A 25,342-nucleotide genomic window follows, 5' to 3' on the forward strand; every position below is an offset into this window, starting at 1 on the left:
GCCCGCGCGAGATACAGGACACCCGGTACATGAACGAACTGATGAGCTTTTGGGCGCAGTGGCTGCGCCCATCGGCCGGACTGCCCACCGTGCAATGGGCCCTGCTGCTGGCCGCCGCCACCGTGGCCGGCTACCTGGTGCAGCGCTACAGCGGCCTGCCCAAGGTGGTGGGCTACACCCTGGTGGGCACCATCGTCGGCCTGCTGGGCTTTTCCGGCGCCGTGTGGCCCCTGCAGGGCATCGGCCTGTACCTGGTGGAGCTGGGCGTAGCCGTGGTGCTGTTCGAGGCGGGCGGGCGCATCCCGCTGCGCTGGTTCCGCCACAACCCCATGGTGCTGGTGCAGAGCATCGCCGAATCCGCGTTCACCTATTTCGCCGTGTACTGGGTCATGCTCTGGCTGGACGTGCCGCCGCGCGCCGCCGGCCCGCTGGCGCTGGTGGCCATGGCCGCCTCGCCCGCCGTGCTCACCCGCGTGGTGGCCGACACCCGCGCCGCCGGCCCGGTGACGGACCGCGCCATCGTGCTGGCCACGCTGTCGTCGCTGTACGCGCTCACGCTGGGCAGCGCGCACGCCGAGCTGATCAACCGCCCCGCCGCCGACTGGGCCGGCAAGGTCTATCCCGTACTGGTGGTGCTGGGCGTGTCCATCGCCGTGGGCGCACTGCTTTCGCTGGCGATGCGCCTGGCGCTGCGCGTGATGAGCCCCACGAGCGAGAACACCTCCATTCTGCTGCTCGTGCTCATCGCCGCGGGCACCGCCATCACCGCGCACATGGGCGGCTCCGCGCCGCTGGCCGCGCTGCTGGGCGGCATGCTGCTCAAGCAACTGCACCCGCGCCCGTGGGCCTGGCCGCGGCAGTTCGGCACGGCCTCGTCGCTGCTGACCATGCTGATGTTCGTGCTCGTCTCCACCGTGGCCGCGCAGGCCGACTGGACCGCCCCCGTGGCCGGTGCCGTGCTGGCGCTCATCGTCGTGCGCCTGCTGGCCAAGGCCGTGGGTGTGGGCGTGGGCAACGTGGGCAGCGGCGCGAGCTGGCGCCAGGCCCTGTGGGTGAGCTGCGCGATGACGCCCATGTCCGCCATCGCGCTGCTCGTCGCCTCGCAGTTCGTCATGGCGTCGGCCTCCACCGGCCACCTGATTGCACGCATCGCTCTGCCGGCCATCCTGCTCATGGAAGTGCTGGGCGCCGTGATCGCCACCGTGGCCATCTACCGCGCGGGAGAGAGTTCCAAGCCCTGGGCGCCCCTCACCGGCCTGGCCGGCCGCACCACCCATCCGGAGAAAGAGCAGCCGTGAGCCTCGAAGCCTTCCAACATTCCGAACCGCTGACCCTCGGCGTGGAGCTGGAGCTGCAGCTCGTCAGCACGCACGACTACGACCTCGCGCCCTACGCCGAGGACATGCTGCGCCTCATGCACAAGACGCCGCTGCCCGGCAGCGTGGTGCCCGAGATGACCAACAGCATGATCGAGGTCTCCACCGGCGTGTGCCACAGCAGCAGCGAGGTGCTGGGCCAGCTCACGCAGATCCGCGACGCGCTGGTCAAGAGCGCCGACAAGCTCAACATCGCCGTGGTCGGCGGCGGCACGCACCCGTTCCAGCAGTGGCACGAGCGGCGCATCTACGACAAGCCGCGCTTCCAGGAACTGTCGCAGCTCTACGGCTACCTCTCCAAGCAGTTCACCATCTTCGGCCAGCACGTGCACATCGGCTGCCCCGACGCTGACGCCGCCCTGCTCATGCTGCACCGCATGAGCCGCTACATCCCGCACTTCATCGCGCTCTCGGCCTCCAGCCCATACGTGCAGGGGCAGGACACGCAGTTCGACTCCGCGCGGCTCAACTCGGTGTTCGCCTTCCCCCTGTCGGGCCGCGCGCCCTGCGTGCTCACCTGGGACGAGTTCGAGCAGTACTTCGACAAGATGACCCACACCGGTGTCGTCAAGAGCATGAAGGACTTCTACTGGGACATCCGCCCCAAGCCCGAGTTCGGCACCATCGAGATCCGCGTGTTCGACACGCCGCTCACCGTCGAGCGTGCCGCCGCGCTGGCCGGCTACGTGCAGTCGCTGGCCGCGTGGTTCCTGGCCGAGCAGCCCTTCATGCCCTGCGAAGACGACTACCTCGTCTACACCTACAATCGCTTCCAGGCCTGCCGCTTCGGCATGGACGCGGTCTACGTGGACCCGGCCACCGGCGGCCACATGCCACTGCGCGACCACATCCTGCAGACCATCGACCACGTCGCGCGCCACGCGGGCGCGCACGGCGCATCGGGCGCGCTGCACATGCTGCGCGGCGAAACGGCCGCCGGCCAGAACGACGCGCGCTGGCTGCGCGAGCGCCAGCGCGAAGAGCAGCTGCTCGCCGAAATCAGCCGCCAGGCCGCGCTGCGCTTTCGCGGGCAGCCCGCCTGAAGCGGTGTGTGCCGATGGGTGAGTTCGACCTCATCGCGCGCTACTTCACGCGCCCCGCGCGCGCCGATGGCGCCGTGGCGCTAGGCGTGGGCGACGACTGCGCCCTGCTCGCCCCGCGCCCCGGCATGCAGCTGGCCATCTCCAGCGACATGCTGGTCGAAGGCCGGCATTTCTTCGCCGACGTGGACCCGCTCACCCTCGGCCACAAGGCGCTGGCCGTCAACCTGAGCGACCTCGCCGCCAGCGGCGCGCGGCCCCTGGCATTCACGCTGGCGCTGGCCCTGCCGCGCGTCCACGAACCCTGGCTCCAGCGCTTCTCCGAAGGCCTGCTGCGCCTGGCCGACGCGCACTGCTGCGAGCTGATCGGCGGCGACACCACGCAAGGCCCGCTCAACATCTGCATCACCGTCTTCGGCGAAGTGCCCGCCGGCCAGGCCCTGCTGCGCAGCGGCGCGCGCGCAGGCGACGACATCTGGGTCAGCGGCACGCTGGGCGATGCGCGACTGGCGCTGGAAGCGCTGCAAGGGCGCATCGGCCTGCCCGCCGGCACGCTGGCCCGCGCGCGCACGCGGCTCGAAACGCCCACGCCGCGCGTGGCCCTGGGCCAGGCCCTGCGCGGCATCGCCACCAGTGCGCTGGACCTGAGCGACGGCCTGCTGGGCGACCTGGGCCACATCCTGCGCGCTTCGGGCGTGGGTGCCGAGATCGATGCGGACGAAACATCGAAATTGATAGCTGCTCGCGCTTTATTTACGGGCGCTACAGCCCGTTTAGATATGGAACTGCTACGCCAGTGCACGCTGGCGGGCGGCGACGACTACGAACTCGCCTTCACCGCCCCGCCCGCGCTGCGTGAAGCCGTGGCCGGTGCCGCCGCCACGGCGGGTACGCCGGTGGCGCGCATCGGGCGCATCAGCGCCGAGCCGGGGCTGCGCCTCGCCGATGCGCAGGGCCGCCCGCTGGCCGGGCGCTACGCCTCTTTCGATCACTTCGGCGGCTGATCGCGCTGTGCCGCGACCGCTATCGCGGCCACGACTTCCTGCACCGTCTTGCGGCGCGCGGGCGTCAGGGTCAGGTACTGCGCCAGCATTTCCCGGTCCTGCAGATTGAGCCGCCGCTCCAGCGGACTCGGCTCCCGTGCTATCACCGCAGCCCCAGGACTGGGACCGAAGCGCAATTCGTCGGGTGCTACCTGCAGCCACTCGCTCAAGGTGCGGACCTTGTCCTGCATAGGGATAGCCACGCCTGCCAGCCAAGCCCGCGCAGTATGCGGCGTGATGCTCTTACCCCAATAACGCGTGTTGAACTCGTTCGCCACCACCGTAGGCGACGGTCGTACACCTGCATCTTCCAGCGCCTGCTTTAACCGCACAGAAAAGGCCTTTGCCTCCTCCGCATGAACACCTTTTGCCATGGCGGCGACGGTAGGGGAGGCCTTGCAGCGCTTCTTAAATTTCGTTTACATTGCGTAAAAGTCATTTACTTCGCATCGCCAACCGCTTCCCATGACCTACGCACACCCGGCCCGGGCAAGGCGCTCTCCGGGCTACTCCGGCCGAATGGCCAGTTGCGGCTTCACGCTCATCGAGGTGATGATCGTCGTGGCCATCGTGGCGATCCTGGCCTCCGTGGCGCTGCCCTCCTACCAGGACTACATCCGGCGCGGGCAGTTGCAGGAGGGCTTCTCGCAGATGTCCAGCTTCCAGCTCAAGATCGAGCAGCATTACCAGGACAACCGCAGCTACCAAGACACCGGCGCTGACACCTGCCCCGCCGCGCTGCTGGCCAGCCTCACCAGCAAATACTTCACCTTCTCCTGCGCCAAGGGAGCCGACTGGCAGAGCTACACCCTCACGGCCACCGGCCAGGGCAACACCGCCGGCTACGACTACACCATCGACCAGGCGAACGCGCGCAAGACCACCAAGTTCAAGGGCACTGTCCAAAGCCCTGCCCTCACCTGCTGGGCCGAGCGCTCGGCCGCGTGCTGAGACCGGGGCGCGCCATGGTGCAACGCGGCCATGCACACGGTTTCTCGCTGCTGGAGCTGATGGTGGTGCTCACCCTCGTCGGCATCCTGGCGCTGCTGGCCACACCCAGCATGGCCGAGTGGATGAAGAACCAGCGCATCCGCGGCACGGCCGAGGCTCTGTTGAACGGTCTGCAGACGGCGCGCGAGGAAGCCATCCGCCGCAACCGGCCCGCCAGCTTCTGGCTGGTGAGCGATCTCACCAGCGGCTGCGCGCTCTCCAACACCAGCGGATCCTGGGTGGTCAGCCTCAACTCGCCCGCAGGCCAGTGCGACAGCGCACCATCGGCCACGGCCGCCCCGCTGCTGGTCACCTCCTATGCCGTCCAGGGCAGCCTGGACGTGAAGGCGCTCGACAAGGACGGCAGCGCCGCCAGCGAAGCGCGTTTCGACGGCTACGGCCGCCTGGCGGGGACCACCCCCATCGCCCGCATCGAAGTCCGCGACCCGGCCGACGCCGACAAGGACAGCGCCGCCACCCATGCCTACCGCAGCCTGCGCGTGCAGATCCTGGGCACGGGCGTCATCCGCCTGTGCGACCCGCGCATCAGCGACGCAAACGACACGCGCCGCTGCACGTAAGTTCCCCTCCGGAGCCCTTCCCATGCCCGACCGCCCCCGCCGCACCCTCCGACGCGCGCCTCGCCGCGCAGGCGGCTTCGTGCTGCTCGAAGCCCTGGTCGCCATCCTGCTGTTCGTCCTGGGCGTCATGGGCATCCTGGGCCTGCAGGCCAGCATGACCCGCTCGCAGACCGAAAGCAGCCTGCGCTCCGAAGCGGCCTACCTCGCCCAGGAACTGATCGGCCTGATGTGGGCCGACATTCCCAACCTCACGGGATTCGCCATCGCCAGCGGCAGTTGCACCGCCACCTCCTGCCAGCGCTGGCTGGAAAAGGCCAAGACCGCCCTGCCCAGTGGCAGCGCCACCGTCGCCATCGCGGCACTCGCCGACGGTTCCACCGGCAGCGACGTGGACATCACCGTCACCTGGACCATGCCCGGCGGCGAGGCGCGCAGGTACATGACCCGCTCCACCATCGCCCTGAGCCACACGCCATGACACCCCCTTGCCCCACAGCCCGCGCCCAGCGCGGCATCTCCCTGCTGGAGCTGCTGGTGGGCATCGTCGTCAGCATGTTCACCGTGCTGGCCATCACGCAGGTGTTCCTCGAATCCGAGCGGCAGCGGCGCATCCCCGCCACGGGGGCCGACGCGCAGGTCAACGGCATCCTGGCGCTCGACGCCATCCAGCGCGACGTGCGCCAGGCGGGCTACGGACTGGGCGGCGGCCCCTGGGTGGGCAACTGCACCACGGGCGTTTCGAGCGAGGCGCAGGCCGTCGGCCTGTCCGGCCTGCCTCTCGCGCCCGTCACCATCGCAGCAGGCAGCGGCACCGCACCTTCGGACAGCATCGACATTCTCTCCAGCGGCAAGGTGGACGCCGCCCTGCAAATCAAGCTGGAGGAAGACCGCGCCAACGGCAACGGCGCATTCATCGTGCCCTCCACCGTAGGGATCGAAGCCAACGACTGGCTCATCATCGCCACGTCTCCCGCAGGCACCACCTGCCATGCGTTCCAGGCGCTCTCGCTGACCTCCGCCGCACCCTGGAGCATCACCCCCACCGGCAGCGTGCCCGCCTACGCCGCAGGCAGCCTGCTGACCAACCTGGGCGCCGCGCCCATCCGGCGGCGCTGGAGCGTGTCGGACACCTTCCACCTGCGCATCACCAACCTGGCCGCCAGCGGCACGCCCACGCCCGCCGATGACGCCTACCCCGAGGTCGTGCTGCTGCGCGCCTTCTACGCCAAGGACACCGACGCCGACGGCGCCGTGGACACCTACGACACCACTACCCCCGCCGACCGCGCCGCCTGGAACCAGGTCATCGGCGTGCGCCTGGCCCTGGTCGTGCGCAGCCCGCAATGGAACCAGGAAGAAGTCACCCCCAGCGCCCCAGTCTGGAACCTGGGCAGCGCCGCCACCGTGGCGGGCAGCGCCGCCTGCGCCGGCGACGCCAGCAGCAAGTGCATCACCCTCGGCCTCACCCACACCGCCACCACCACCGGCGACGAGTCGAAGCCCGACGAGTGGAAGCACTACCGCTACCGCATGTACGACTCCCTGATCCCGCTGAGGAACCTGCTATGGAACGCCGGCTGACGCCCCCGGCCGCCAGCGCGGCATGGCCATGATCATCGCCTTGCTGGTGCTCGTCGCCATGTCGCTCGGCGCCGTGGCGCTGGTGCGCTCGGTGAACACCGGCGCGCAGATCGCGGGCAACCTGAGCTTCCGCCAGGACGCCACCGCCAACGCCGACCGCGTGGCGCAGGAAGCCATCGCCATGCTCTACGGCAAGCTGACGGTGGACCCCGACAGTCTCAACAACGACCAGGCCGGCGACGGCTACTACGCCAGCCAGCCCGCTCAGCTCGACCCCACGGGCAACGCTCGCGCGGGCGACAACACCCGCGCCCTGATCGCGTGGGACGGCGGCTACTGCGCCACCTACCCCAGCGGCGGCCATGCCAGTTGCGACCACACGCCCAAGGCCAGCGCGGCGGAGCTGACGGCGGGCAACAGCGCCGCGTTCATCGTGTTCCGCATGTGCGCAGCGGCGGGCTCGGTGGACGTGTCCACCACCCGCTGCGCCACCACGGCCGCATCCGTTTCCAACACCTGCCAGGGCGCCATCAACTACGAGAACGAAGGCAAATGCCCCTCGGGCGCGGGTGTCACGCCGTACTACCGCGTGCTGGTGCGCACCCTGGGGCCGCGCAACACCGCGAGCTACACCGAAACCATCGTGCACTTCTAGTTTCAGCATCAAAACCGGCTCCAGCGCTTTCTGGTCAAGCGCGAGCAGCTATCTTTTTTGAAAATCAACCGACCGAGGGCCGCCATGACCGCACACCGCCTATCCACCCGCCTGCTGTCCGCGCTGGCCGTGGCAGTGTCTCCCGCCGCCCAGGCGGCGCTGACCGGCATTGCCGACGAGCCGCTGATCACGCAGTCGGAATTCAAGCCCAAGCCGAATCTGATGGTGATCCTGGACGACTCGCAAAGCATGAATTTCCAGATGATGCCGGACGACATGCGGAGCCTTCTGGACAGCCAGCCTGACATGCGCTCCAACAATTTCACCGGCGGCATCTTCCGACTGGGCTTCAAGGCCATCCAGTGCAACGGCGTGGCCTACAACCCCGGCTACACCTATACGCCACCCAAGTATGCGAATGGCACCGACTACCCCAACGCGGCTTTCAACGCAGCGCCATTCGATGGATTCCTGAACACGGCATCGCTGGCCGCCAGCGATCCGCGGAAAACGTCCCTCGATCTCCGCACGACGGTTCTCAACATGGTGATGGATGGCGACAACAACCCCAGCACGCTCACCATTCGCACTACCGACAGCATGAAGCGCAAGAGCGATAACGACGAAGGCACCGGCTCGGTGGCCTACTTCAAGGTCAGGACGGACACAGCCATCAAGCCGTCGGATCTGACCCTCAACACGTCGAAAGTCCTCACCGTTTCCACCCTGATGAGCGCGGCGCTGGGGCCGAAGTCCTTCGTCGTGGGCGACAGCATCACCTTTCAAAGCAATGCGGCCAATGAAAACAATTCCTTCAAGGGAACGATCACCGCGTGGGCCTGGAACACTGGACAGATCACCATCACCGTCAGCGCCAAGACCGGCAGCACCTCCAAAAGCGAGTGGTATGTGTCTTTCCCCGGCCAGACGTATTACACATACAAAGGTTCCGTGCCTGTCGCCAGCAGAAAGTGGACTTACGACAGCGCAGGCAACGCCATCACCACGACGGATTTCTACAAGGAATGCACCGCCAGCGAAACCGCCGCCAGCAGGGCATCCAACACCGGCGTGTTCGAGTTGAACACCATCTCCGCCAATTCATCGGCAGACGAACAAACCAACTATGCCAACTGGCATGCCTATTACCGCAACCGCAAGCTGATGATGCGCACGGCCATGGGACGGGCGCTGAACAACCTGGACGAAGGCTACCGGCTGGGGTTCATGAACATCCACCAGAAAACCAATTCCGAATTCTGGCCGGTGGATGATTTCAACGACACGAACAAACAAGGCTTCTACGCCCTGCTTTACGGCGGAACGGAAGAAGGCGGCACGCCTTTGCGCAGCGCGCTGTCGGAGGCGGGCCGGTACTTTGCTGGGAAACTGGTTTCCAACGGGAAACCCGACCCCATGCAATACGCCTGCCAGCGTAATTTCGCCTTGCTGACTACCGATGGCTACTGGACGACGCCTACCGGAGAGAACGCATTCAATCTGAGCAACACCGCGCTTGGCAATGCCGATGGCGGCGCAGGCTCTCCCTACGAAGACGCCCACTCCAATACGCTGGCCGACGTGGCGTATTACTACTACAGCACCGACCTGCGCACCGGCACGGCAGGGTCGGCGGCGTGCACCGGTGCGCCAGTCGGCGGCAATGCCGGGCAGGATGTCTGCGCCAACATCGTTTCTCCCTCCGGCCAGGACACCGCCACGCACCAGCACATGACCACCTACACCATTGGCATGGGCGTGAACGGGACGAAAGACCCGGCCAGCGACACGCCCGGTTCGTTTGCGTGGCCTGCGCCCACAGCCAACAAAAGCACCACTGTCGACGACCTCTGGCACGCCGCCATCAATGGGCGGGGCGCATACTATTCCGCCCAGAACGCCACTGAACTGACCCGTGCCATCGAAGGCATGGTCAGCGCGGTGCAAGACGTATCGGGCGCCGGCTCGGCCACCGCCACCAGCACGCTCGACCTGGTGCAGGGCGACGGCAACATCGCCTTCGAGGCCAGTTACACCACGGGCTCCTGGTTCGGCGACGTGCTGGCGCGCACGCTGAACTCATCCACGGCGCAACCGGAAGGAGCCCCCCAATGGTCGGCCCGCGAGAAGCTGAATGCCAAGGAGGCCGCCAGCCGCGCGATCTACTTCAAGAACGGCAATGCGCTGAGCGCTTTCACCCTGGGCAATCTGACGGCGGCAGGGCTGGATGGCTACTTCAAGAGCAAATGCGCCACCGGCGCCCTGTCGCAATGCACCTCCTTGGGCGATACACACAAAGGCATCATCAATGCTGGCGAGGCGCTGGTCACTTATCTGCGCGGAGATTCGTCCAAAGACACTACCAACACCGCTGAGCCGCTGTTCCGCAAGCGTTTGAACAAGCTGGGCGACATCATCAACAGCAAGCCCATCCATGTGGGCAAGCCGCCGTTCGACTACGCCGATGAGGGCTACGCCGCGTTCAAGGCCAGCCATGCCAGCCGCAAGAAGGTGGTCTACGTGGGCGCCAACGACGGCATGCTGCACGCACTGGACGCGGCCACGGGCGAGGAACTGTGGGCCTACATTCCCACCGCGGTGATGCCCTACCTGCACAAGCTGGCCGACGTGAAGTACGGCTCGGCGGTGGCGCACCAGTACTACGTGGACGGCAAGACGGTGCAGGGCGACGTGAAGATCGACGGCCAGTGGAAGACCATCTTGGTGGGCGGACTGAACAAGGGCGGCCGGGCCTATTACGCGCTGGACATCACCGATCCCGACGAACCGAAGGCGCTGTGGGAATTCACCGACGACAACCTGGGCCTGACGTACAGCGACCCGGTCATCACCAAGCTGGCAGGCGGCACCTGGGCGGTGGCCTTCGGGGCAGGCTACAACAACGCGCCAGAGGGCAACACCGGGTCAGGCGACGGCAAGGGCCGCCTGTTCGTGGTGAACGCCGCCAATGGCGCCATCCTGCGCAACATTCCGACCACTGCGGGCGACACCACCACACCCGCCGGGATGGCCAAGATCAACGTGTGGGTGAAGGCCTTGAGCGACAACACGGCGCAGCGCTTCTACGCGGGTGACCTGCTGGGCAACGTGTGGCGCTTCAACCTGGAGGGCAGCGGCAGCGCGATGCTGCTGGCGCAAATGAAGGACGCCAGCGGCACCCCGCAGCCCATCACCACCGAACCCAAGCTGCGCGAGTACGACAAGCAGCCTGTGGTCGTGGTGGCCACGGGGCGCTACCTGGGGCGCGACGACATCAACGACACGCAAGTGCAGTCCATTGCCGCCATCCGCGACCCGCTGACGGCCACGGGCTGGGGAGTGGTGCGCACCAACACCGCCAAGTTCAAGAAGGTGACCATCACCAAGAGCGGCACCACTGCCAGCGGCGCAGCGGTGACGGTGGACTGGGCCACGGACGGCGGCTGGTGGGCGGACTTCCCCACCAGCGGCGAGCGCGTGGCCATGCCCATGGAATGGGACGGCGCGCGGCTGCTGGCGGCCACCACCCTGCCCAGCGGCGACCAGTGCAAGTCGGGCGGCGCGTCGTGGCTGTATTCGTTCGGCCTGGCGGGCGGCAAGACCGACGCCGAGCAGTTCAGCGAGGACACGCTGATCGTCGGCTTCAGCGTGGTCACCAACGACGAGGGCCAGCCCAAGATCCTGGTGCGCACCAGCGGCAACGAGACCCAGGTGAAGGACGGCACGGGCCTGGGCGGCGGCACGACGATTAAGCGCGCGCGGCGGGTGTCGTGGAGGGAACTGCCGTAGCCGCTTCGCGGCGGGGCGTGCCTGCTAGCATCCCCCGCATGCCCGCATTCCCCTCCCCGCTCCAAGTCGGCGGCCTTGCCGCCCTGCTGTTCCTCCCGGCGTTCGCGCATGCCCAGGCCGACGCCCCTTCGCGCATCACCAGCGTCAAGCTCTACCCCGGCAGCGCCACCGTGGAGCGCACGGCGCGCGTGCCCGCGGGCAGCCGCAGCGTCACCTTCCGCTGCCTGCCGCAGGGGCTGGACGCGCGCAGCCTGCAGGTGGTGGCGGATGCGCCCGTGCGCGTGGGCGACATCAGCGTGCAGGTGCAGGAGCGCGCGCTGGCCGGCGGCTGCGCCAGCCCGCTCGACGAGCGCGTGCGCGCCGCGCAGGACCAGCTGGCCGCCGCGCAGGCCGAGACGGATGCGCTGGAGCTGGCGCACACCTATCTCAAGACCGTGGCCGGCACGGCGCCCACCACGCAGACCAGCGGGCCGGGCACGCCGGGCGCGGGCAACATCAGCGTGACCACCGATGCGCTGCGCCGCTCGGCCCAGGACACGCTCATGCGCCTGCACCAGGCCAAGCGCCGCCAGGAGGCGCTGGAGCTGGACGTGCGCGTCCTGACGGCCGAACGCGACCGCATCGCCGGCCCGCGCGCGCGCGTGGCGACCGTCACCGTCGCGCTGGCGGCCGAGCGCGAGGGCGACGTCCGCCTGGCCTACCAGGTGCGCGGCCCGAGCTGGTCGCCCAGCTACCGCGCCACGCTGGACAGCAGCGCCGCCACCGTGCGCCTGGAGCGCCTGGCGCTGGTGGCGCAGAGCACGGGCGAGGACTGGAGCGGCGTGCCGCTCGTGCTCTCCACGGGCCAGCCGCTGGGCCAGACGCAAGGCAGCCTGCCGCGCCCCTGGACGGTGGACGTGCAGCCCGAGCCGCCCGCCAGGCCCGTCGCCATCAGCATGGCCGCCGCCCCCGCGCCTGCGGCGCTGGGCCGCGCCGCGGAGGTGGCGCAGGAGGCGGAGCCCACGTTCGACGTGGCCATCGCCGACGGCGCCTACGCCACCGAATTCACCGTGCCCCAGCGCATCACCGTGCCCTCGGGCGGCCAGCGCGTAACGCTGTCGCTGGGCGCGCAGACGGTGCACGCGCAGCTGTTCACGCGCACCGCGCCGGCCGTGGAGCCGGCCGCCTACCTGGTGGCGCAGCTGCCCGCGCTGGAGGGCGTGTGGCCTGCCGGCCCGGTGGCGCTGCAGCGCGACGGCGCGTCGGTGGGCCAGGGGCAGTTCGACCCTGCCAGCGCCGCGATGGCGCGCACGGGCTTGTCGTTCGGGCGCGACGAGCGCATCACCGTCACCGCCGAGCCCGTGCGCGAGCACACGGGCAGCAGCGGGCTGACGGGTGCGCGCACCGAGCGCCAGCTCTCCCGCATCTACCGCGTGGAGAACCGCCACGCCCGCCCCGTGGCGCTGCAGGTGCTGGACGCGGCGCCGGTGTCGCAGAACGAACAGATCACCGTGGAATCGCGCTACGAGCCCGCTCCGCAGGACACGGCCTGGAACGGCCAGCCGGGCAGCATCCTCTGGAGCCAGGAACTGGGCGCAGGCGCCACGGCGCGCTTCACCGCGGCCCACACGCTGCGCTACGCCAAGGAGCTGCGCATCCGGGAGCGGCGCTGATGCCCGCCACCCTGCCTGCGCCGCACGTGCTGCGCCGCTTCCTGCTCACGCACCCCGCGCACTTCATCGCCCTGGGCTGCGGCAGCGGCCTGTCGCGCATCGCGCCGGGCACCGTGGGCACGCTGTGGGGCTGGCTGGCGTTCCTGGTGCTGCAGCTGTGGCTCACGCCGCTGGGCATGGGCCTGGTGATCGCGCTCTCGCTGCCGCTGGGCTGGTGGGCCTGCACGGTGGCGGCGCGGCACATGGGCGTGGCCGACCCCGGCCACATCGTGTGGGACGAGATCGTCGCCATCTGGATCGTGCTGTGGCTGGCCATGCCCATGGGCTTCTGGGGCCAGCTCGTCGCGTTCGGCCTGTTCCGCTATTTCGACGCGGCCAAGCCCGGCCCCGTGGCCTGGGCCGACCGGCTGTTCAAGGGCTTCGGCTGGCGCGGCGGGCTGGGCATCATGCTGGACGACCTGGTGGCGGCGTTCTGCACGCTGCTGGTCATCGCGCTGTGGCGGCACGTCCTGGGATGAGTGGCCGCAAAACTATCAAAAAGAGAGCATCCAGCGCTGGATGGACAAGCGCTGGATGCCAATTTTCCTCAGAAAAGCGGGGCGATGGGCTTGACCACGTAGAGCATGTTGCTCTCGACCTTGCCGTCGTACAGGTATTTCTGCTTGACGCCGCCCTTCCCGTCTGGGGCGATCATGAAGTCCGCGTCGTTGAGAATGCCCAGGCGGTTGGCGTCGATCACCCACAGGCCTTCCATCTTGTCGTGCGGGTACTTCTGCGAGGCAATGCCGTCATAGGCCAGCGTCTTCGCGGCGGGCTGGATGCCCAGCGCGGCCAGGCGGGCCCAGCCCGCGGCGAAGCCGCCCTCCGTGCCGCCCCCTTGACCACCAGTTCCAGCGTCTTGCCGTCCACCAGCAGCCCGTTGGCCGCGCTGGCCGTGAACGCCGCCTGGCCTGCGCGCAGCGCGGTGTTGGACGCGTCGATGTTGGTCGCGCGGCTCAGGTCCACCTTGTAGACGTTCTTGCGGATGGTGCTGGTGTCGATGCCGTAGAACTTGGTGTCGCGCTCGATCACCAGGAAGCTCGTGGCGCTCAGGGCCACGATTTCGGAATTGGCCAGGCCCGCCGCGTCCTGCTTGTACAGGTACTGCGCGACGGCCCCGGTGCCGATGTTCACCGTGACGATGCGCGTCAGGTTGATGCTGCCCACGGCGCTGGTGGGGTTGTGCAGGTTGGACTGCATGATGCCCACCAGCGTCGTGCCGTCAGGCGTGATCGTCAGCCCCTCCATGCCCCGGTTGGGCCAGCGCGTGGACAGCTCGGCGGGCAGCACGCGGCCGGCCTTGTTGCGCGGATCGGCGGCGAACGGGTTGATGCGCTCGATCTCCTTGCCCGTGGCGTCGAAGTGCACGATGTGCGGGCCGTATTCGTCGCTGATCCAGAACGTGCCGTCCTTGAGCGCCACCAGCCCCTCAGAGTCGAGCCCGCTCTCGTCGAAGCCCTTGATGCCGTCGCCGTCGGGGTCCAGCGAGACGACGCTGCCGTCCAGGTTATAGGGCGTTTCGCCCGTGCCGCCGAAGCGCTTGTTGGGTAGGCCGGTGATGGGGCGGCCCTTGGGGTCCTTGAGAAGGATGGTCTCCACCAGTTCGGGCTTGCCCTCGCCGGTGAGCCTGAACAGCCCGATGCGCGGCGTGTAGTCGGGCGTGAGGAAAATGATGCCCGAGGGCGTGCGTCCCGCCTCTGTGGCCGCATTCGGGCCGCGGTCGCTCAATCCGTAGAAATAGCCCTCGCGGGTGGGATGCGGTGCCATGGCGGAGCCATAGCTGCCGTTGCGGATCTCCGTCTTCTCCGTGTTGTCCACCCGGCTCATCAGCGCATAGGGAAGGGCCGCCCCGGTGGCGCCGGGGAACTGGAAGCCGTCGTCGCCGGAGCCGCCGCAGGCGGTCAGTCCCACGGTGAGAGCCAAGACAAAGGGTGCAGAAAGTTTCATGGTGATGGAACGGATAGAAAGGCAACATAGAGGATATGAACCGGACGTGACAACACCATGAAACACGCGCGCCCCCTTGTCCCCCCAACTGCCCACGGAGCTCCCGATGGCACTCCCTGATTCGCTATATAAAAATGAGCTGCCTGCGCTTTCCGCACAAGCGCTGGAGGCCGATCTGGCTTATATCTCCACCACGCTGCCCGCACGCGGCTGGATGCTGGCCACGGCCGAGAGCTGCACCGGCGGCATGATCGCCGCGGCCTGCACCGACCTGGCCGGCTCCAGCGCATGGTTCGAGCGCGGCTTCGTCACCTATTCCAACGCCGCCAAGACCGAGCTGCTGGGCGTGCCCGCCGCGCTGATCGACACGCACGGCGCGGTGAGCGAGCCCGTGGCCCGCGCCATGGCCGAAGGCGCCGTGGCGCACAGCGCCGCGCAGGTGGCCGTGGCGGTCACCGGCATTGCCGGGCCCACAGGGGGCAGCGTGGACAAGCCGGTGGGGACGGTGTGGTTCGGCTGGCAGGTGGGAGGGCGCACGCACAGCGAGCGGCGCTGCTTCGATGGGGACCGTGCTGCCGTGCGTGCGGCGACGGTGTGCCATGCGCTGGGACGGCTGCGGGAGTTGCTGGGCTAGCCGGAAGACGGGCACACCAAAGCACCCCGCGGGTGCATTTCTTCACGAAGCCCGGCGCCGCCGCCATTGCCAGCCCCGCCCGCCATCGCCAGAATGCGCGGCTTCGCCCCCAGCCCCCGCGCCATGTCCGCCACATCCCACCACGCCCACCAGAGCGAACTGCTCACCGAACACCTGCGCACCTTCCTGCCCGGCATCGAGCCCGAGGCGCTGGAGCTGCTGTGCAGCCACCTGGAGTGGGTGGAGGTGCCCGGCGGCGGCACGCTGATCAGCCAGGGCGAGCCCGGCGAGTCCATGTACATCGCCGTCAGCGGGCGGCTGCGCGCCTATGTGCGCGATGCCGACGGCCAGCAGCGCCGCGTGGCCGACATGGGGCGCGGGCAGATCATCGGCGAGATCAGCCTGTTCACCGGCGCGCCGCGCGCCGCCACGGTAGTGGCCGTGCGCGACTCGGTGCTGGTGCGGCTGACCAAGGACATGTTCAAGCACCTGCTGGCGCGCAGCGCGCAGGTGTCCATCGCGCTCACGCGCCAGATCATCGAGCGGCTGCAGGCCAGCCCCGCGCCGATGGAGCGCCCCGTGGCGCTGGGCCTTCTGCCCATCAGCGCGGGCGTGGACCTGCGCGGCTTCGGCGACGCGCTGGCGCGCCAGCTCGCGGCCATCGGCAGCGTGCGCGTGGTGGATTCGGCCACCGTGGACGCCGAGCTGCACGCACCCGGCATCTCGCACCGCGAGGGCGGCGACGCCACGGCCAACCGGCGCATCGCCATGCTGCTCGACGAGATCGAGGCGCGCCATGACTTCGTGCTGCTGCTGGCCGACCCCGACCCCACGCCGTGGACGCACCGCGTGAGCCGCCACTGCGACGAACTGCTGCTGCTGGCCGACGGCCAGGCCGAGCCGGCGCTACACCCCATCGAGGAGCAGTGCCTGATGCGCCGCAGCCCGCTGACCGAGGCGGCCGAGATCCTGGTGCTGCTGCACCCGGCCGGCCTGCAGTGCCCGCAGGGCACGCACGCCTGGCTGGCGCGCCGGCCGGTGGCCGACCACGTGCACATCCGCCCCGCGCTGGAGCGCGACATGGCGCGGCTGGCGCGCATCCAGAGCCGCACCGCCGTGGGCCTGGTGCTGGCCGGCGGCGGCGCGCGCGGCTTCGCCCACCTGGGCGTGTACCGGGCGCTGCGCGAGCGCGGGGTGGAGATCGACTGCGTGGGCGGCACCAGCATCGGCTCGGTGATGGCGGCCTACGTGGCCTCGGACCAGCCCCTGGAGGACGTGATGGCGAACGCGCGCGACGCCTTCCGCACCAACCCCACGGGCGACTGGAGCCTGCTGCCGCTGCTCTCGCTCATCAAGGGCGAGCGCCTGCGCCGCATCCTGCACGGCGCGGTGGACCGGCTGGTGGGCTTTCCCGCCCAGGTGGAAGACCTGTGGAAGAACTACTACTGCGTGGCCACCAACTACTCCAAGGCCAGCGAGCACGTGGTGCGGCGCGGCAGCCTGGTGAAGTCGCTGCTGGCCAGCATCTCCATTCCCGGCGCCCTGCCGCCCGTGCTGCACGAGGGCGACCTGCTGTGCGACGGCGGCACGTTCAACAACTTTCCCGTGGACGTGATGCGCGGCATGCGCGGCGTGGGCACGGTGATCGGCGTGGACCTGAACTTCCGCAAGCCCCGGCGCATCGATCTGGAGGAGGTGCCCACGCACTGGGCGCTGCTGCGCGACCGCCTGCGCCCGCGCGGGCGGCGGCGCTACAAGCTGCCCTCGCTGGCCAGCTACCTGATGCAGGTGACCATCCTCTACAGCATGTCGCGCCAGCGCCAGTCGCGCCAGCTCACGGACCTGTACTTCAACCCGCCGCTGGACCGCGTGGGCATGCTCGAATGGAACCGCTTCGAGCAGATCGTGCAGCAGGGCTATACGCACGGCACCGAGGTGCTGGCGCAGTGGGAAGGGCAGCCTCCGCTACCGAAAAAAGAGCTGGCTGCGCTTATCCAGTAAGCGCTGGAGGCCGATTCGGTGCTGAACCGACCCCGTCAGGCGCCGTGGCACTTCTTGTATTTCTTGCCGCTGCCGCACGGGCACGGGTCGTTGCGGCCGGGCTGGGCGCCCTTGACGATGGTTTCCTGGCGCGGGCCCAGGCTCTTCCAGAGCTGGCGCAGGTCGTAGACGCCCCAGATCGCCTCGCCGAACACCTCCAGCCGGTCCTGGCTGGTGCTGGGCGGGCCGTTCTCGTCGTACATGCAGACCTCGGGCTTGCCGGTGTCGTCCTCGGTCAGGGCGACGATGGACTCCAGCGCGCCGTCCAGCCACTGGGCGGCCTCCTTGTCGCGCGGGGCGGCCCAGTCGTCGGGCCAGTTCTCCACGGCGAACATGAAGCCCAGCGCCCACACCTGGCCAAACGAGGGGATGTCCTGGCCCTCCATCTCGCGGCGCTCTTCCTCGGGCAGGCTGGCGATGGCGCCACGCATGTCCATCACCTCGGGCTGGAAGGCGTTGTCGGCGTCCAGCGATTCGGCCTGCTCGTCCAGCTGCGCCGCCGCCTCGGCCAGGCGCAGCTCGCACAGCGCGAGGAAGCGCTGCTGCTGGGCCGCGTCCTTGAACGGCGCGATCAGGGGCAGCGCGTGGCCCTCGGCCCCTTCTTCGAGTGCCAGGCCGTCGCCCAGCAGCATGGGCAGCCATTCGGCCGCGGCAATCGGCCGGCGGGTGCAGACCAGGGCCGTCAGGAAGCCGTCGCAGAACTCCCACTGGGGCACGTCCTCCTCGCGCGAGCGCAGGTCGTCCAGCAGGGTGTCGAGTTCGTCGAGCTCATCGGGGCCCAGGGCGGGGGTGGGTTCGGTCATGGCAATGCGTGTTCTAAGATCAATCAATGAGTGTAGTGCCCGCCTCCCTGCCCCACGAAACCCCTGCCGGCCCGGCCGCGTTCCTCGCGCGGCAGTTGCCGCTGCAGCCCAAGCCCATCGACCACTACCTGCTGGGCGGCGACCAGGTGTGGCTCAAGCGCGCAGGCCCGGGCAACAGCGCATGGCGCTACCGCGTGCTCAGCGTGGCCGCCGCGCTGCTGCGCCTGCCCGTGCTGCGCCCGGTGCCCAACCCCGGCGGGCAGGCGGCCATCGCCACCGAGGTGCGCCGCCTGCGCGCGCTGGCCGCCCAGGGCGTGCGCGTGCCCGCCGTGCTGGCGGCCGAGCCCGGGGGCTTCCTGATGAGCCACCTGGGCGTGCCGGGGCAGGAGGCGCCGTCGCTGGCCAACGCGATCCGCGCCGCCGTGGCGCAAGGCGCGCCCGCCGTGCTGCCGCTGTGGACGCAGGGGCTGGAGCTGCTGCAGGAGGTGCATGGCCAGGGCCTGTGCCTGAGCCAGGCCTTCGCGCGCAACATGGTGATCTGCGCCGACGGCGCGCTGGCCTGCGTGGATTTCGAGGACGATCCCGCCGCGGCCCTGCCGCTGGACGTGTGCCAGGTGCGCGACGTGCTGTGCTACCTGCACTCCACGGCGATCTACCTGGCCCACGCCCAGGCGCTGCCCGAGGCGCGCACGGTGTGGGACGCCTGGCTGGCCCGGCCGGTCTACGGCGAGGCGTTCCACGCCACGCTGCGCCAGACGGTGGCCCGCCTGGGCTGGCTGCGCCGCCTGCCGCAGGACCGCAGCTGGGGACGCGACGCGCAGCGTCTGCGCGCGGCCTACGACCTGCTGGCAAGCGCCGATCACTTCTGAATCGATAGCTGCTTGCGCTTTATTGGTGGGCCTCAGAGTCATTTTTGGCCTGAAAAGCAAAACGCCCCGTGGCACGAAAGGCCAAGGGGCGTTGCCACTGGGAGAAAGCCGTTTACTGGCTTGCGATCTCCAGATGGGCCGCACGGGCTTCCTGGATGAACTCGATGAGGGAAAGGATGGCTTCGCGCATGGTGGACTCCTGTCAGAGATGCTCATCCGGTGCTGCGGCACGCATCTCAAGCGCCGCATGACACAGGGTTAACATCTAAGGGTTAACCCTTGGTATAAGTATAAACCACAATGCGCACCGTTGCTGCACCGCAGCAATAACCTCACTCGTCGCTGGTCCACTCCACGCGCGCGCCCAGGCTGCGCAGGTTTTCCACGAAGTGCGGGTGGGCGCGGCGGATGGGCACGGCGTTGCGGATCTCCGAGCGCCCCTCGATGCTGGCCGCCACCATGAACAGGGCGATGGCCACGCGGATGATGTAGGGGCTCTCCACCACGGCCGGCGTGAGCTGCCCCCCGCCGAAGGTGACGATGCGGTGCGGGTCGGACTGGTAGACGTGCGCGCCGAACTTCGACAGCTCGCCCGTCCAGCCCAGCGCGCCGTCGTACACCTTGTTCCAGAACATGGCGTTGCCCTGCGCGCGCACGCCCAGGGCGATGAAGATGGGCAGCAGGTCCACGGGGAAATAGGGCCAGGGGGCGGCCTCCACCTTGGTGAGCACGTTGGCGGTGAAGGGCGTCTGCACGGCCAGCGGGCCGTCCACGTGCGCGCGCGACCAGCCGTCCGCGTGCTCCACGCGCACGCCGAACTTGGCGAAGGTGCGGTCGATCAGCGGGAAGTTCTCCGGCGCGCTGTTCCTGACCTGCACGTCGCCGCCGGTGATGGCGCCCAGCGCGAGGAAGGTGGTGATCTCGTGGAAGTCCTCGTCGAAGCGGAATTCGCCGCCGCCCAGCGCCGCCCCGCCGTGCACCGTGAGCCGCGAGGTGCCCACGCCCTCGATGCGCGCGCCCAGCATCTGCATGAAGCGGCAGAACTCCTGCACGTGCGGCTCCGACGCCGCGTTGGTGAGCGTGGACGCGCCCGGCGCGGCCACGGCGCAGAGCACGAAGTTCTCGGTGGTGGTGACCGAGGCGTAGTCCAGCCAGTGGTGCACGGGCGTGAGCGACGCACCGCGCCGCACGAGCAGCGAGCCCTGCGTGCGCTCCACCTGCGCGCCGAAGTGGCGCAGCACCTCCACGTGCGGGTCGATCTCGCGCACGCCCAGCGTGCAGCCCTTCACGTTGTCCTCCAGCCGCGCCACGCCGAAGCGCGCCAGCAGCGGCGGCACCAGCATGATGGACGAGCGCATCTCCTCGGGCAGGCGGTGCGTGGCGGCGTCGAAGTGCGTGTCCCGGTGGTGCAGCTCCAGCACGCCGCTGGCGTGGTCCATGCGGACCTGGCTGCCCAGGGTGCGGAAGATGTCGAGGATCTTGCGCACATCGGTGATGTCGGGCACGCCGACGAGGCGCAGCGGCGCGCGCGTGAGCAGCGTGGCGCAGAGGATGGGCAGCACCGCGTTCTTGTTGGCCGACGGCGTGATGCGGCCGCGCAGCGGCGTGCCGCCGTGGACGATGAGGTTGGACATGGCCTGGATTCGGAAAAAGGCAGGCCGGCACTGTAGCGCCAACCGGCTGCCCTCCCCGGCACAATGGCCGTTCCCGATACACAAGGAGACAAGCGCATGAAGCTCACCGCCGCCGTGGCACAGACCGCCACCGTCCTGTTCGACACCCCCGCCACGCTGGCGCGCGCCGAGGGCCTGATGGCCGAGGCCGCCCGGCGCGGCGCGCAGGTGATCGTGTTCCCCGAGGCCTTCATCGGCGGCTACCCCAAGGGCGCGGACTTCCACATCTTCGTGGGCGCGCGCACGCCCGAGGGCCGGCGCGAGTTCCAGAAATACTGGAGCGCGGCCGTCACGCTGGACGGCCCCGAGATCGTGCAGCTCGCCCAGGCCGCGGCCGCGCACCAGCTGTATGTGTGCGTGGGCATCATCGAGCGCGACGGCGGCACGCTGTACTGCACCGCCGTCTACCTGGGGCCTCAAGGCCAGGTGCTGGGCCACCACCGCAAGCTCATGCCCACGGCGCTGGAGCGCATCATGTGGGGCTACGGCGACGGCTCTACGCTGCAGGCGGTGGACACGCCCTGGGGCAAGCTGGGCGCGGTGATCTGCTGGGAGAACTACATGCCCGCGATGCGCATGGCCATGTACCAGCAGCGCGTGGCGCTCTACTGCGCGCCCACGGCCGACGACCGCGCCACCTGGATCAGCAGCATGCAGCACATCGCCATGGAGGGGGCGCTGCTTCGTGCTGTCGGCCTGCCAGCACCTGCGCCGCGCGCAGTTCCCCATGGACGCGATGCACAACCGCCTGCCCGAGGCGCCCGACACGGTGCTGATGCGCGGCGGCAGCTGCATCGTGAGTCCGCTGGGCAAGGTGCTGGCCGGGCCGGTCTACGACGAGGACACGCTGCTCACCGCCGAGCTGGACCTGGACGAGATCGCGCAGGGCCAGTTCGACTTCGACCCCGTGGGCCACTACGCGCGGCCGGACGTGTTCCAGCTCGCCGTCAACACCGCGCCGCAGCGCGCGGTGTACGCGGCGGCGGGCGCCACCACGGTGGTCACACCGCCTGCGGAGTGAGTGCAACCGCTTCCAAAACGATAGCTGTCACCGCTTGCGTATCCTGCGTGAGCAGCCGTTTTCGCATGCAAAGCACCGCCTTGTCCTTGGACACGAGGATGGCGCGGTGCGCCACGGCCAGGTCGATGAACTTCTGGTCATCGGTGTCCTTGCAGGCCCAGGGCGCGCGCGGGGCCACGTCCGCGCGCTGCGCGCCCGCGTCGAACGCGGCCAGCACGTCCTGCGCGGTCACGCCATAGAACTGCATGCGCGGCTGCAGGTGGGTGTAGTCGAGCACGCGCTCCAGCTCGTCGCGCATGACCTGCGTGGCGATCCAGCGCAGCCGCCCCCCGGCGAGCAGCGTGCGGATGGAGGCCACCCGCGGGTCGGCGAAGATGAACAGGTCGAGCACGATGTTGGTGTCGAGCACCACGGTGCGCGGGGCGTCGCCCGCCTCCTGCGCATTCCAGCGCAGCACGGGGCGCGTCACGCTTCGCCTTCCGGGCGCTGGCGCACCGCGCCCTTGACCATGTCGAAGCGGAACAGGCGGCACTCGATGGGACCGTTCCACATCGGCACGCGGCGCGATTCCTTCAGGCGCATCTTGCCGGGCAGCTTGAGGTCGGGCGTGAGCATCCAGGCCTGCCAGCCCGCATAGTGCTTCTTCCAGTGCGTGGCGAGCTGGGCGAAGAAGTCCACGCCGTCCTCGGTCTGCGCGGTTTCGCGGCCCGCACGCTCCACCACGCCCATGCGCTCGCGTGCGCTGCGCCCGGCCGTGCCGGCGGCGGCGATGCGCTCGCCATAGGGCGGGTTGAGCAGCATCACGCCCGGCTGCTCGCAAGGCGGCATGCGCTGCAGCGCGTCGCCGCCGCGCAGCTGCACGGCGTGGGCCACCCCCGCGCGCTCGGCGTTGCGCTGGGCGAAGTCCACCATGCGGTGCGACACGTCACTGCCGAAAATGGGCGTAGCGCTTGCCTGGATTGCGCCAGCAGCTTCTTCTTTGATAGCAGACCAGATGTGCGCCTGGTAGGGCAACAGCCGCTCGAAGGCGAAACGGCGCTTGCCGCCCGGCGGGATACGGCAGGCGATCTGCGCGGCCTCGATGGCGATGGTGCCGCTGCCGCAGCAGGGGTCGTAGAGCGGCGCGTCGGCCTGCCAGCCGGTGGCGGCGATCATGGCGGCGGCCAGGGTTTCCTTGAGCGGGGCGTCGCCCTTGTCCTCGCGCCAGCCGCGCTTGAACAGGGGCTCGCCGCTGGTGTCGATGTAGAGCGTGGCCTGGTCGCTGGTCAGGTGCAGGTGGATGCGCACGTCGGGCCGCTGCGTGTCCACGTCGGGGCGGCTGCCGCCCTTGGCGCGGAAGCGGTCGGCCACGGCGTCCTTCACGCGCAGCGCGGCGAAGTTCAGGCTCTTGAGCGGGCTGTGCTGGGCCGTCACCTCCACCTTGAAGCTCTGGCGTGCGGTGAACCAGATCTCCCAGGCCACGTCGCCCGCGAGGGCGTAGAGGTCGTTCTCGCCCCGGTAGGGCCGCTGGGCGAGCTGCACCAGCACGCGCTGCGCGAGGCGGCTGTGCAGGTTGAGCCGCAGCGCATCGCGCCACGAGGCCTGGAGCAGCACGCCGCCGCGCCCGACCAGCAGGTCGTGCCCGGTCAGGCCCGTGAGGGCGTGCACCTCGTCGGCCAGGAAGCCCTCGACGCCGGCGGCGCAGGGCAAAAACAGTTGCAGGGAATTCATAAGATGCGCCAAGGATAAGCGGGCCGGGCCTCTGGATCACAATCCATGCTCCATTTCCCAAAGCTCCTCCCATGTTCCACACCCTGCGCGCACGGCTGATCGGCGCCTGCATCGCCATTGCCACGCTCTCCCTCGTCGCCCTGTCGGCCGTGACTTTCCTGGCCGTGCGCAGCGACACCCTCTCGACGCTGGACGACCGCATGGGCCGCTTCACGCGCCTGTATGCGCAGGAGCTGGCGCAATGGGCCCGCGACAAGCAGCGCCTGACCAGCTCCCTCAAGCTGGCGGTGCCGCAGGCCGAGCCCCTGCCCTTCCTGCAGGCAGCCCAGCAGGCCGGTCTGGACGAGGCCTTCTTCGTGCTGGCCGACAAACGCAACGTCTTCACCACGCCGCGCCCGCCGGGCTACGACGGCACGACGCGCGCCTGGTACAAGCAGGCCGTGGCGGCGGGCGGGCCGGCCATCACGCCGGTCTATCCCGACTCGGCCACGGGCAAGCTCACGGTGAGCTTCGTCGAGCCGGTGCTCCAGGGCGGGCAGGTCGCCGCCGTGGTCGGGGCCGACATGCTGCTGGAGTCGGTGATCCAGAAGGTCAACAGCATCCACCCCACGGACAAGAGCTTCGCCGTGCTGCTCGACGGCACGAACGCCACCATCCTCGCGCACGCGCGGCCTGAGCTGGCGCTCAAGCCCGTGACCGACCTGGCACCCGGCTTCGACGCCGCGCTGGTCGCCCGCCTGGCCGCGCAAGGCGGCCATGCCGAGGTGGAGATCGACGGCGCCGTGCAGATGGTCTATGCCGCCAAGGTCGAAGGTACGCCGTGGGTCCTGACCGTCGCGGCCGACAAGGCCGAGGCCACCGCCGCCCTGAGCGTGCTGATGCGCACGGCCGCCGCCATCGCCGCGCTGTGCGTGCTGGCCGCAGGGGCGCTGGTGACGGTGTTCGTCAGCCGCCAGCTGCGCCGCCTGGTGGTGGTGCGCGATGCGCTGGAGGACATCGCCTCCGGCGAGGGCGACCTGACGCGCCGCATGGACGCCACGGGCCGCGACGAGCTCACGCAGATCGCCAGCGCCTTCAACCGCTTCGCCGACAAGATCGCCGCCGTGCTGCTGCGCATCCGCGAATCGTCCGAATCCGTGCGCCTGGCCTCCAGCGAGATCGCCAGCGGCAACCAGGACCTGTCGGCCCGCACCGAGCAGCAGGCCAGCTCGCTGGAGCAGACCGCCGCCGCCATGGAGCAGCTCACCGCCACCGTGCAGCAGAACGCCGAGAACGCCGCGCAGGCCAACCAGCTCGCCGCCAGCGCCTCGCAGGTGGCCGGCCACGGCGGGGGCGTCGTGCAGCAGGTGGTGCAGACCATGGGCGGCATCGACGCGGCCTCGCGCAAGATCGTGGACATCATCCAGGTGATCGACGGCATTGCGTTCCAGACCAACATCCTGGCCCTGAACGCGGCCGTGGAAGCCGCGCGCGCGGGCGAACAGGGCCGGGGCTTCGCCGTGGTGGCCGGCGAGGTGCGCACCCTGGCGCAGCGCAGCGCCACGGCGGCCAAGGAGATCAAGGCGCTGATCGACGACTCGGTGCAGCAGGTCGGCGCGGGCAGCCGCCTGGTGCAGGACGCGGGCACCACCATGCAGGAGGTGGTGGAGAGCATCCGCCGCGTCACGGCCATCGTGGCCGAGATCAGCAACGCCAGCCGCGAGCAGAGCAACGGCATCACCGAGATCGGCGGCGCCGTCGCCCAGATGGACCAGGGCACCCAGCAGAACGCCGCGCTGGTGGAGCAAGCCACCGCCGCCGCGCAATCGCTGCAGCAGCAGGCCCACGACCTGGCCGAGGTGGTCGCGGGCTTCAAGCTGCCGCAGGGCGCCGCGGCGCAAAGACTCCTTCATTGATAGC

General features: G+C 69.4%; 22 protein-coding genes and 1 pseudogene. 16 read left to right on the forward strand and 7 right to left on the reverse strand.

Features of this window, described 5'->3' with window-relative positions; translation table 11 throughout:
* Window positions 1-29 precede the first annotated feature (29 nt).
* Genes AAG689_RS19850 through thiL form a run of 3 tightly spaced genes read left to right on the forward strand, consistent with a single transcriptional unit; the run spans window position 30 to window position 3,420 of the window.
* Window positions 30-1,298, forward strand: coding sequence for a cation:proton antiporter (locus AAG689_RS19850; RefSeq protein ID WP_406623435.1), 1,269 nt, complete (start codon window positions 30-32; stop codon window positions 1,296-1,298).
* A complete protein-coding gene (locus tag AAG689_RS19855; protein ID WP_024001155.1) occupies window positions 1,295-2,419 on the forward strand; it encodes a YbdK family carboxylate-amine ligase in 1,125 nt (374 codons plus the stop codon). Before AAG689_RS19850 ends, AAG689_RS19855 begins: the two co-directional genes overlap by 4 nt.
* Window positions 2,420-2,433: 14 nt before the next feature.
* Window positions 2,434-3,420: a thiamine-phosphate kinase gene (gene thiL, locus AAG689_RS19860; protein ID WP_406623436.1), complete on the forward strand. Its 987-nt coding sequence runs from the start codon at window positions 2,434-2,436 to the stop codon at window positions 3,418-3,420.
* Here the strand turns inward: thiL and AAG689_RS19865 are convergent.
* On the reverse strand, window positions 3,405-3,833 hold the full coding sequence (locus AAG689_RS19865) for a hypothetical protein (protein WP_406623437.1): 429 nt from the start codon (window positions 3,831-3,833) through the stop codon (window positions 3,405-3,407). The genes thiL and AAG689_RS19865 overlap by 16 nt on opposite strands.
* A gap of 91 nt (window positions 3,834-3,924) precedes the next feature.
* Here AAG689_RS19865 and AAG689_RS19870 point away from each other — a divergent pair, with 91 nt between their 5' ends.
* The 8 genes from AAG689_RS19870 (at window position 3,925) to AAG689_RS19905 (ending at window position 13,225) form a co-directional block, all read left to right on the forward strand.
* Window positions 3,925-4,410, forward strand: a complete 486-nt coding sequence (locus AAG689_RS19870) for a type IV pilin protein (RefSeq protein WP_406623438.1) — start codon at window positions 3,925-3,927, stop codon at window positions 4,408-4,410.
* A gap of 14 nt (window positions 4,411-4,424) precedes the next feature.
* A complete protein-coding gene (locus tag AAG689_RS19875; protein ID WP_406623439.1) occupies window positions 4,425-5,030 on the forward strand; it encodes a GspH/FimT family pseudopilin in 606 nt (201 codons plus the stop codon).
* 22 nt (window positions 5,031-5,052) lie between these two features.
* Window positions 5,053-5,508 carry a hypothetical protein gene (locus AAG689_RS19880; RefSeq protein ID WP_020227907.1) on the forward strand — a complete coding sequence of 152 codons (456 nt, stop codon included), beginning with the start codon at window positions 5,053-5,055 and terminating at the stop codon, window positions 5,506-5,508.
* Window positions 5,505-6,611, forward strand: coding sequence for a PilW family protein (locus AAG689_RS19885; protein WP_406623440.1), 1,107 nt, complete (start codon window positions 5,505-5,507; stop codon window positions 6,609-6,611). The genes AAG689_RS19880 and AAG689_RS19885 overlap by 4 nt, the downstream gene beginning before the upstream one ends.
* A 22-nt stretch (window positions 6,612-6,633) precedes the next feature.
* A complete protein-coding gene (locus AAG689_RS19890; RefSeq protein ID WP_406623441.1) occupies window positions 6,634-7,266 on the forward strand; it encodes a pilus assembly protein PilX in 633 nt (210 codons plus the stop codon).
* A gap of 84 nt (window positions 7,267-7,350) precedes the next feature.
* A complete protein-coding gene (locus AAG689_RS19895) occupies window positions 7,351-11,055 on the forward strand; it encodes a pilus assembly protein (protein ID WP_406623442.1) in 3,705 nt (1,234 codons plus the stop codon).
* Window positions 11,056-11,093: 38 nt separating this feature from the next.
* Window positions 11,094-12,707, forward strand: coding sequence for a DUF4139 domain-containing protein (locus tag AAG689_RS19900; protein WP_406623443.1), 1,614 nt, complete (start codon window positions 11,094-11,096; stop codon window positions 12,705-12,707).
* Window positions 12,707-13,225: a phosphatidylglycerophosphatase A gene (locus AAG689_RS19905; RefSeq protein WP_406623444.1), complete on the forward strand. Its 519-nt coding sequence runs from the start codon at window positions 12,707-12,709 to the stop codon at window positions 13,223-13,225. The genes AAG689_RS19900 and AAG689_RS19905 overlap by 1 nt, the downstream gene beginning before the upstream one ends.
* Window positions 13,226-13,293: 68 nt before the next feature.
* On the opposite strand, the gene AAG689_RS19910 is transcribed toward AAG689_RS19905, so the two are convergent.
* On the reverse strand, window positions 13,294-13,461 hold the full coding sequence (locus AAG689_RS19910) for a hypothetical protein (protein ID WP_406623445.1): 168 nt from the start codon (window positions 13,459-13,461) through the stop codon (window positions 13,294-13,296).
* Window positions 13,443-14,693 (reverse strand): esterase-like activity of phytase family protein, encoded by a 1,251-nt coding sequence (locus AAG689_RS19915; protein ID WP_406623446.1) that lies wholly within the window; start codon window positions 14,691-14,693, stop codon window positions 13,443-13,445. Before AAG689_RS19915 ends, AAG689_RS19910 begins: the two co-directional genes overlap by 19 nt.
* A gap of 106 nt (window positions 14,694-14,799) precedes the next feature.
* Between AAG689_RS19915 and AAG689_RS19920 the strand changes: the two genes are divergently transcribed.
* A complete protein-coding gene (locus AAG689_RS19920) occupies window positions 14,800-15,327 on the forward strand; it encodes a CinA family protein (protein WP_406623447.1) in 528 nt (175 codons plus the stop codon).
* A gap of 123 nt (window positions 15,328-15,450) precedes the next feature.
* On the forward strand, window positions 15,451-17,328 hold the full coding sequence (locus AAG689_RS19925) for a patatin-like phospholipase family protein (protein ID WP_406623448.1): 1,878 nt from the start codon (window positions 15,451-15,453) through the stop codon (window positions 17,326-17,328).
* A gap of 35 nt (window positions 17,329-17,363) precedes the next feature.
* Here the strand turns inward: AAG689_RS19925 and AAG689_RS19930 are convergent, their stop codons facing one another.
* Window positions 17,364-18,170 (reverse strand): UPF0149 family protein, encoded by an 807-nt coding sequence (locus AAG689_RS19930; protein ID WP_020227898.1) that lies wholly within the window; start codon window positions 18,168-18,170, stop codon window positions 17,364-17,366.
* Window positions 18,171-18,196: 26 nt separating this feature from the next.
* On the opposite strand from AAG689_RS19930, the gene AAG689_RS19935 reads away from it, so the two are divergent.
* Window positions 18,197-19,039, forward strand: a complete 843-nt coding sequence (locus AAG689_RS19935) for a hypothetical protein (protein WP_406623449.1) — start codon at window positions 18,197-18,199, stop codon at window positions 19,037-19,039.
* 332 nt (window positions 19,040-19,371) lie between these two features.
* On the opposite strand, the gene AAG689_RS19940 is transcribed toward AAG689_RS19935, so the two are convergent.
* Window positions 19,372-20,673, reverse strand: a complete 1,302-nt coding sequence (locus tag AAG689_RS19940; protein WP_406623450.1) for a UDP-N-acetylglucosamine 1-carboxyvinyltransferase — start codon at window positions 20,671-20,673, stop codon at window positions 19,372-19,374.
* Window positions 20,674-20,769: 96 nt separating this feature from the next.
* On the opposite strand from AAG689_RS19940, the pseudogene AAG689_RS19945 reads away from it, so the two are divergent.
* Window positions 20,770-21,733 (forward strand): annotated as a pseudogene (locus AAG689_RS19945) (carbon-nitrogen hydrolase family protein).
* On the opposite strand, the gene AAG689_RS19950 reads toward AAG689_RS19945, so the two are convergent.
* On the reverse strand, window positions 21,714-22,202 hold the full coding sequence (locus AAG689_RS19950; RefSeq protein ID WP_406623451.1) for a putative toxin-antitoxin system toxin component, PIN family: 489 nt from the start codon (window positions 22,200-22,202) through the stop codon (window positions 21,714-21,716). The pseudogene AAG689_RS19945 and the gene AAG689_RS19950 sit on opposite strands and share 20 nt — an antisense overlap.
* On the reverse strand, window positions 22,199-23,443 hold the full coding sequence (locus tag AAG689_RS19955; RefSeq protein ID WP_406623452.1) for a class I SAM-dependent RNA methyltransferase: 1,245 nt from the start codon (window positions 23,441-23,443) through the stop codon (window positions 22,199-22,201). The genes AAG689_RS19950 and AAG689_RS19955 overlap by 4 nt, the downstream gene beginning before the upstream one ends.
* 71 nt (window positions 23,444-23,514) lie before the next feature.
* Between AAG689_RS19955 and AAG689_RS19960 the strand changes: the two genes are divergently transcribed.
* The gene (locus tag AAG689_RS19960) at window positions 23,515-25,338 is read left to right on the forward strand and encodes a methyl-accepting chemotaxis protein (RefSeq protein WP_406623453.1); all 1,824 of its coding nucleotides are present in this window, start codon (window positions 23,515-23,517) and stop codon (window positions 25,336-25,338) included.
* Window positions 25,339-25,342 lie beyond the last annotated feature (4 nt).

Source organism: Acidovorax sp. SDU_ACID1 (assembly GCF_045291395.1).
Lineage (GTDB): Bacteria > Pseudomonadota > Gammaproteobacteria > Burkholderiales > Burkholderiaceae_C > MR-S7.

What these genes read in the sequence shown, in the direction of transcription:
- AAG689_RS19890 (WP_406623441.1), top strand. Translation starts at nt 6,634, where the DNA reads ATGGCCATGATCATCGCCTTGCTGGTGCTCGTCGCCATGTCGCTCGGC.
- AAG689_RS19910 (WP_406623445.1), bottom strand. Translation starts at nt 13,461, where the DNA reads ATGGAAGGCCTGTGGGTGATCGACGCCAACCGCCTGGGCATTCTCAAC.
- AAG689_RS19935 (WP_406623449.1), top strand. Translation starts at nt 18,197, where the DNA reads ATGAGTGTAGTGCCCGCCTCCCTGCCCCACGAAACCCCTGCCGGCCCG.
- AAG689_RS19880 (WP_020227907.1), top strand. Translation starts at nt 5,053, where the DNA reads ATGCCCGACCGCCCCCGCCGCACCCTCCGACGCGCGCCTCGCCGCGCA.
- AAG689_RS19930 (WP_020227898.1), bottom strand. Translation starts at nt 18,170, where the DNA reads ATGACCGAACCCACCCCCGCCCTGGGCCCCGATGAGCTCGACGAACTC.
- AAG689_RS19940 (WP_406623450.1), bottom strand. Translation starts at nt 20,673, where the DNA reads ATGTCCAACCTCATCGTCCACGGCGGCACGCCGCTGCGCGGCCGCATC.
- AAG689_RS19920 (WP_406623447.1), top strand. Translation starts at nt 14,800, where the DNA reads ATGGCACTCCCTGATTCGCTATATAAAAATGAGCTGCCTGCGCTTTCC.
- AAG689_RS19915 (WP_406623446.1), bottom strand. Translation starts at nt 14,693, where the DNA reads ATGAAACTTTCTGCACCCTTTGTCTTGGCTCTCACCGTGGGACTGACC.
- AAG689_RS19900 (WP_406623443.1), top strand. Translation starts at nt 11,094, where the DNA reads ATGCCCGCATTCCCCTCCCCGCTCCAAGTCGGCGGCCTTGCCGCCCTG.
- AAG689_RS19885 (WP_406623440.1), top strand. Translation starts at nt 5,505, where the DNA reads ATGACACCCCCTTGCCCCACAGCCCGCGCCCAGCGCGGCATCTCCCTG.
- AAG689_RS19905 (WP_406623444.1), top strand. Translation starts at nt 12,707, where the DNA reads ATGCCCGCCACCCTGCCTGCGCCGCACGTGCTGCGCCGCTTCCTGCTC.
- AAG689_RS19925 (WP_406623448.1), top strand. Translation starts at nt 15,451, where the DNA reads ATGTCCGCCACATCCCACCACGCCCACCAGAGCGAACTGCTCACCGAA.
- AAG689_RS19850 (WP_406623435.1), top strand. Translation starts at nt 30, where the DNA reads ATGAACGAACTGATGAGCTTTTGGGCGCAGTGGCTGCGCCCATCGGCC.
- AAG689_RS19895 (WP_406623442.1), top strand. Translation starts at nt 7,351, where the DNA reads ATGACCGCACACCGCCTATCCACCCGCCTGCTGTCCGCGCTGGCCGTG.
- AAG689_RS19865 (WP_406623437.1), bottom strand. Translation starts at nt 3,833, where the DNA reads ATGGCAAAAGGTGTTCATGCGGAGGAGGCAAAGGCCTTTTCTGTGCGG.
- AAG689_RS19955 (WP_406623452.1), bottom strand. Translation starts at nt 23,443, where the DNA reads ATGAATTCCCTGCAACTGTTTTTGCCCTGCGCCGCCGGCGTCGAGGGC.
- thiL (WP_406623436.1), top strand. Translation starts at nt 2,434, where the DNA reads ATGGGTGAGTTCGACCTCATCGCGCGCTACTTCACGCGCCCCGCGCGC.
- AAG689_RS19870 (WP_406623438.1), top strand. Translation starts at nt 3,925, where the DNA reads ATGACCTACGCACACCCGGCCCGGGCAAGGCGCTCTCCGGGCTACTCC.
- AAG689_RS19960 (WP_406623453.1), top strand. Translation starts at nt 23,515, where the DNA reads ATGTTCCACACCCTGCGCGCACGGCTGATCGGCGCCTGCATCGCCATT.
- AAG689_RS19875 (WP_406623439.1), top strand. Translation starts at nt 4,425, where the DNA reads ATGGTGCAACGCGGCCATGCACACGGTTTCTCGCTGCTGGAGCTGATG.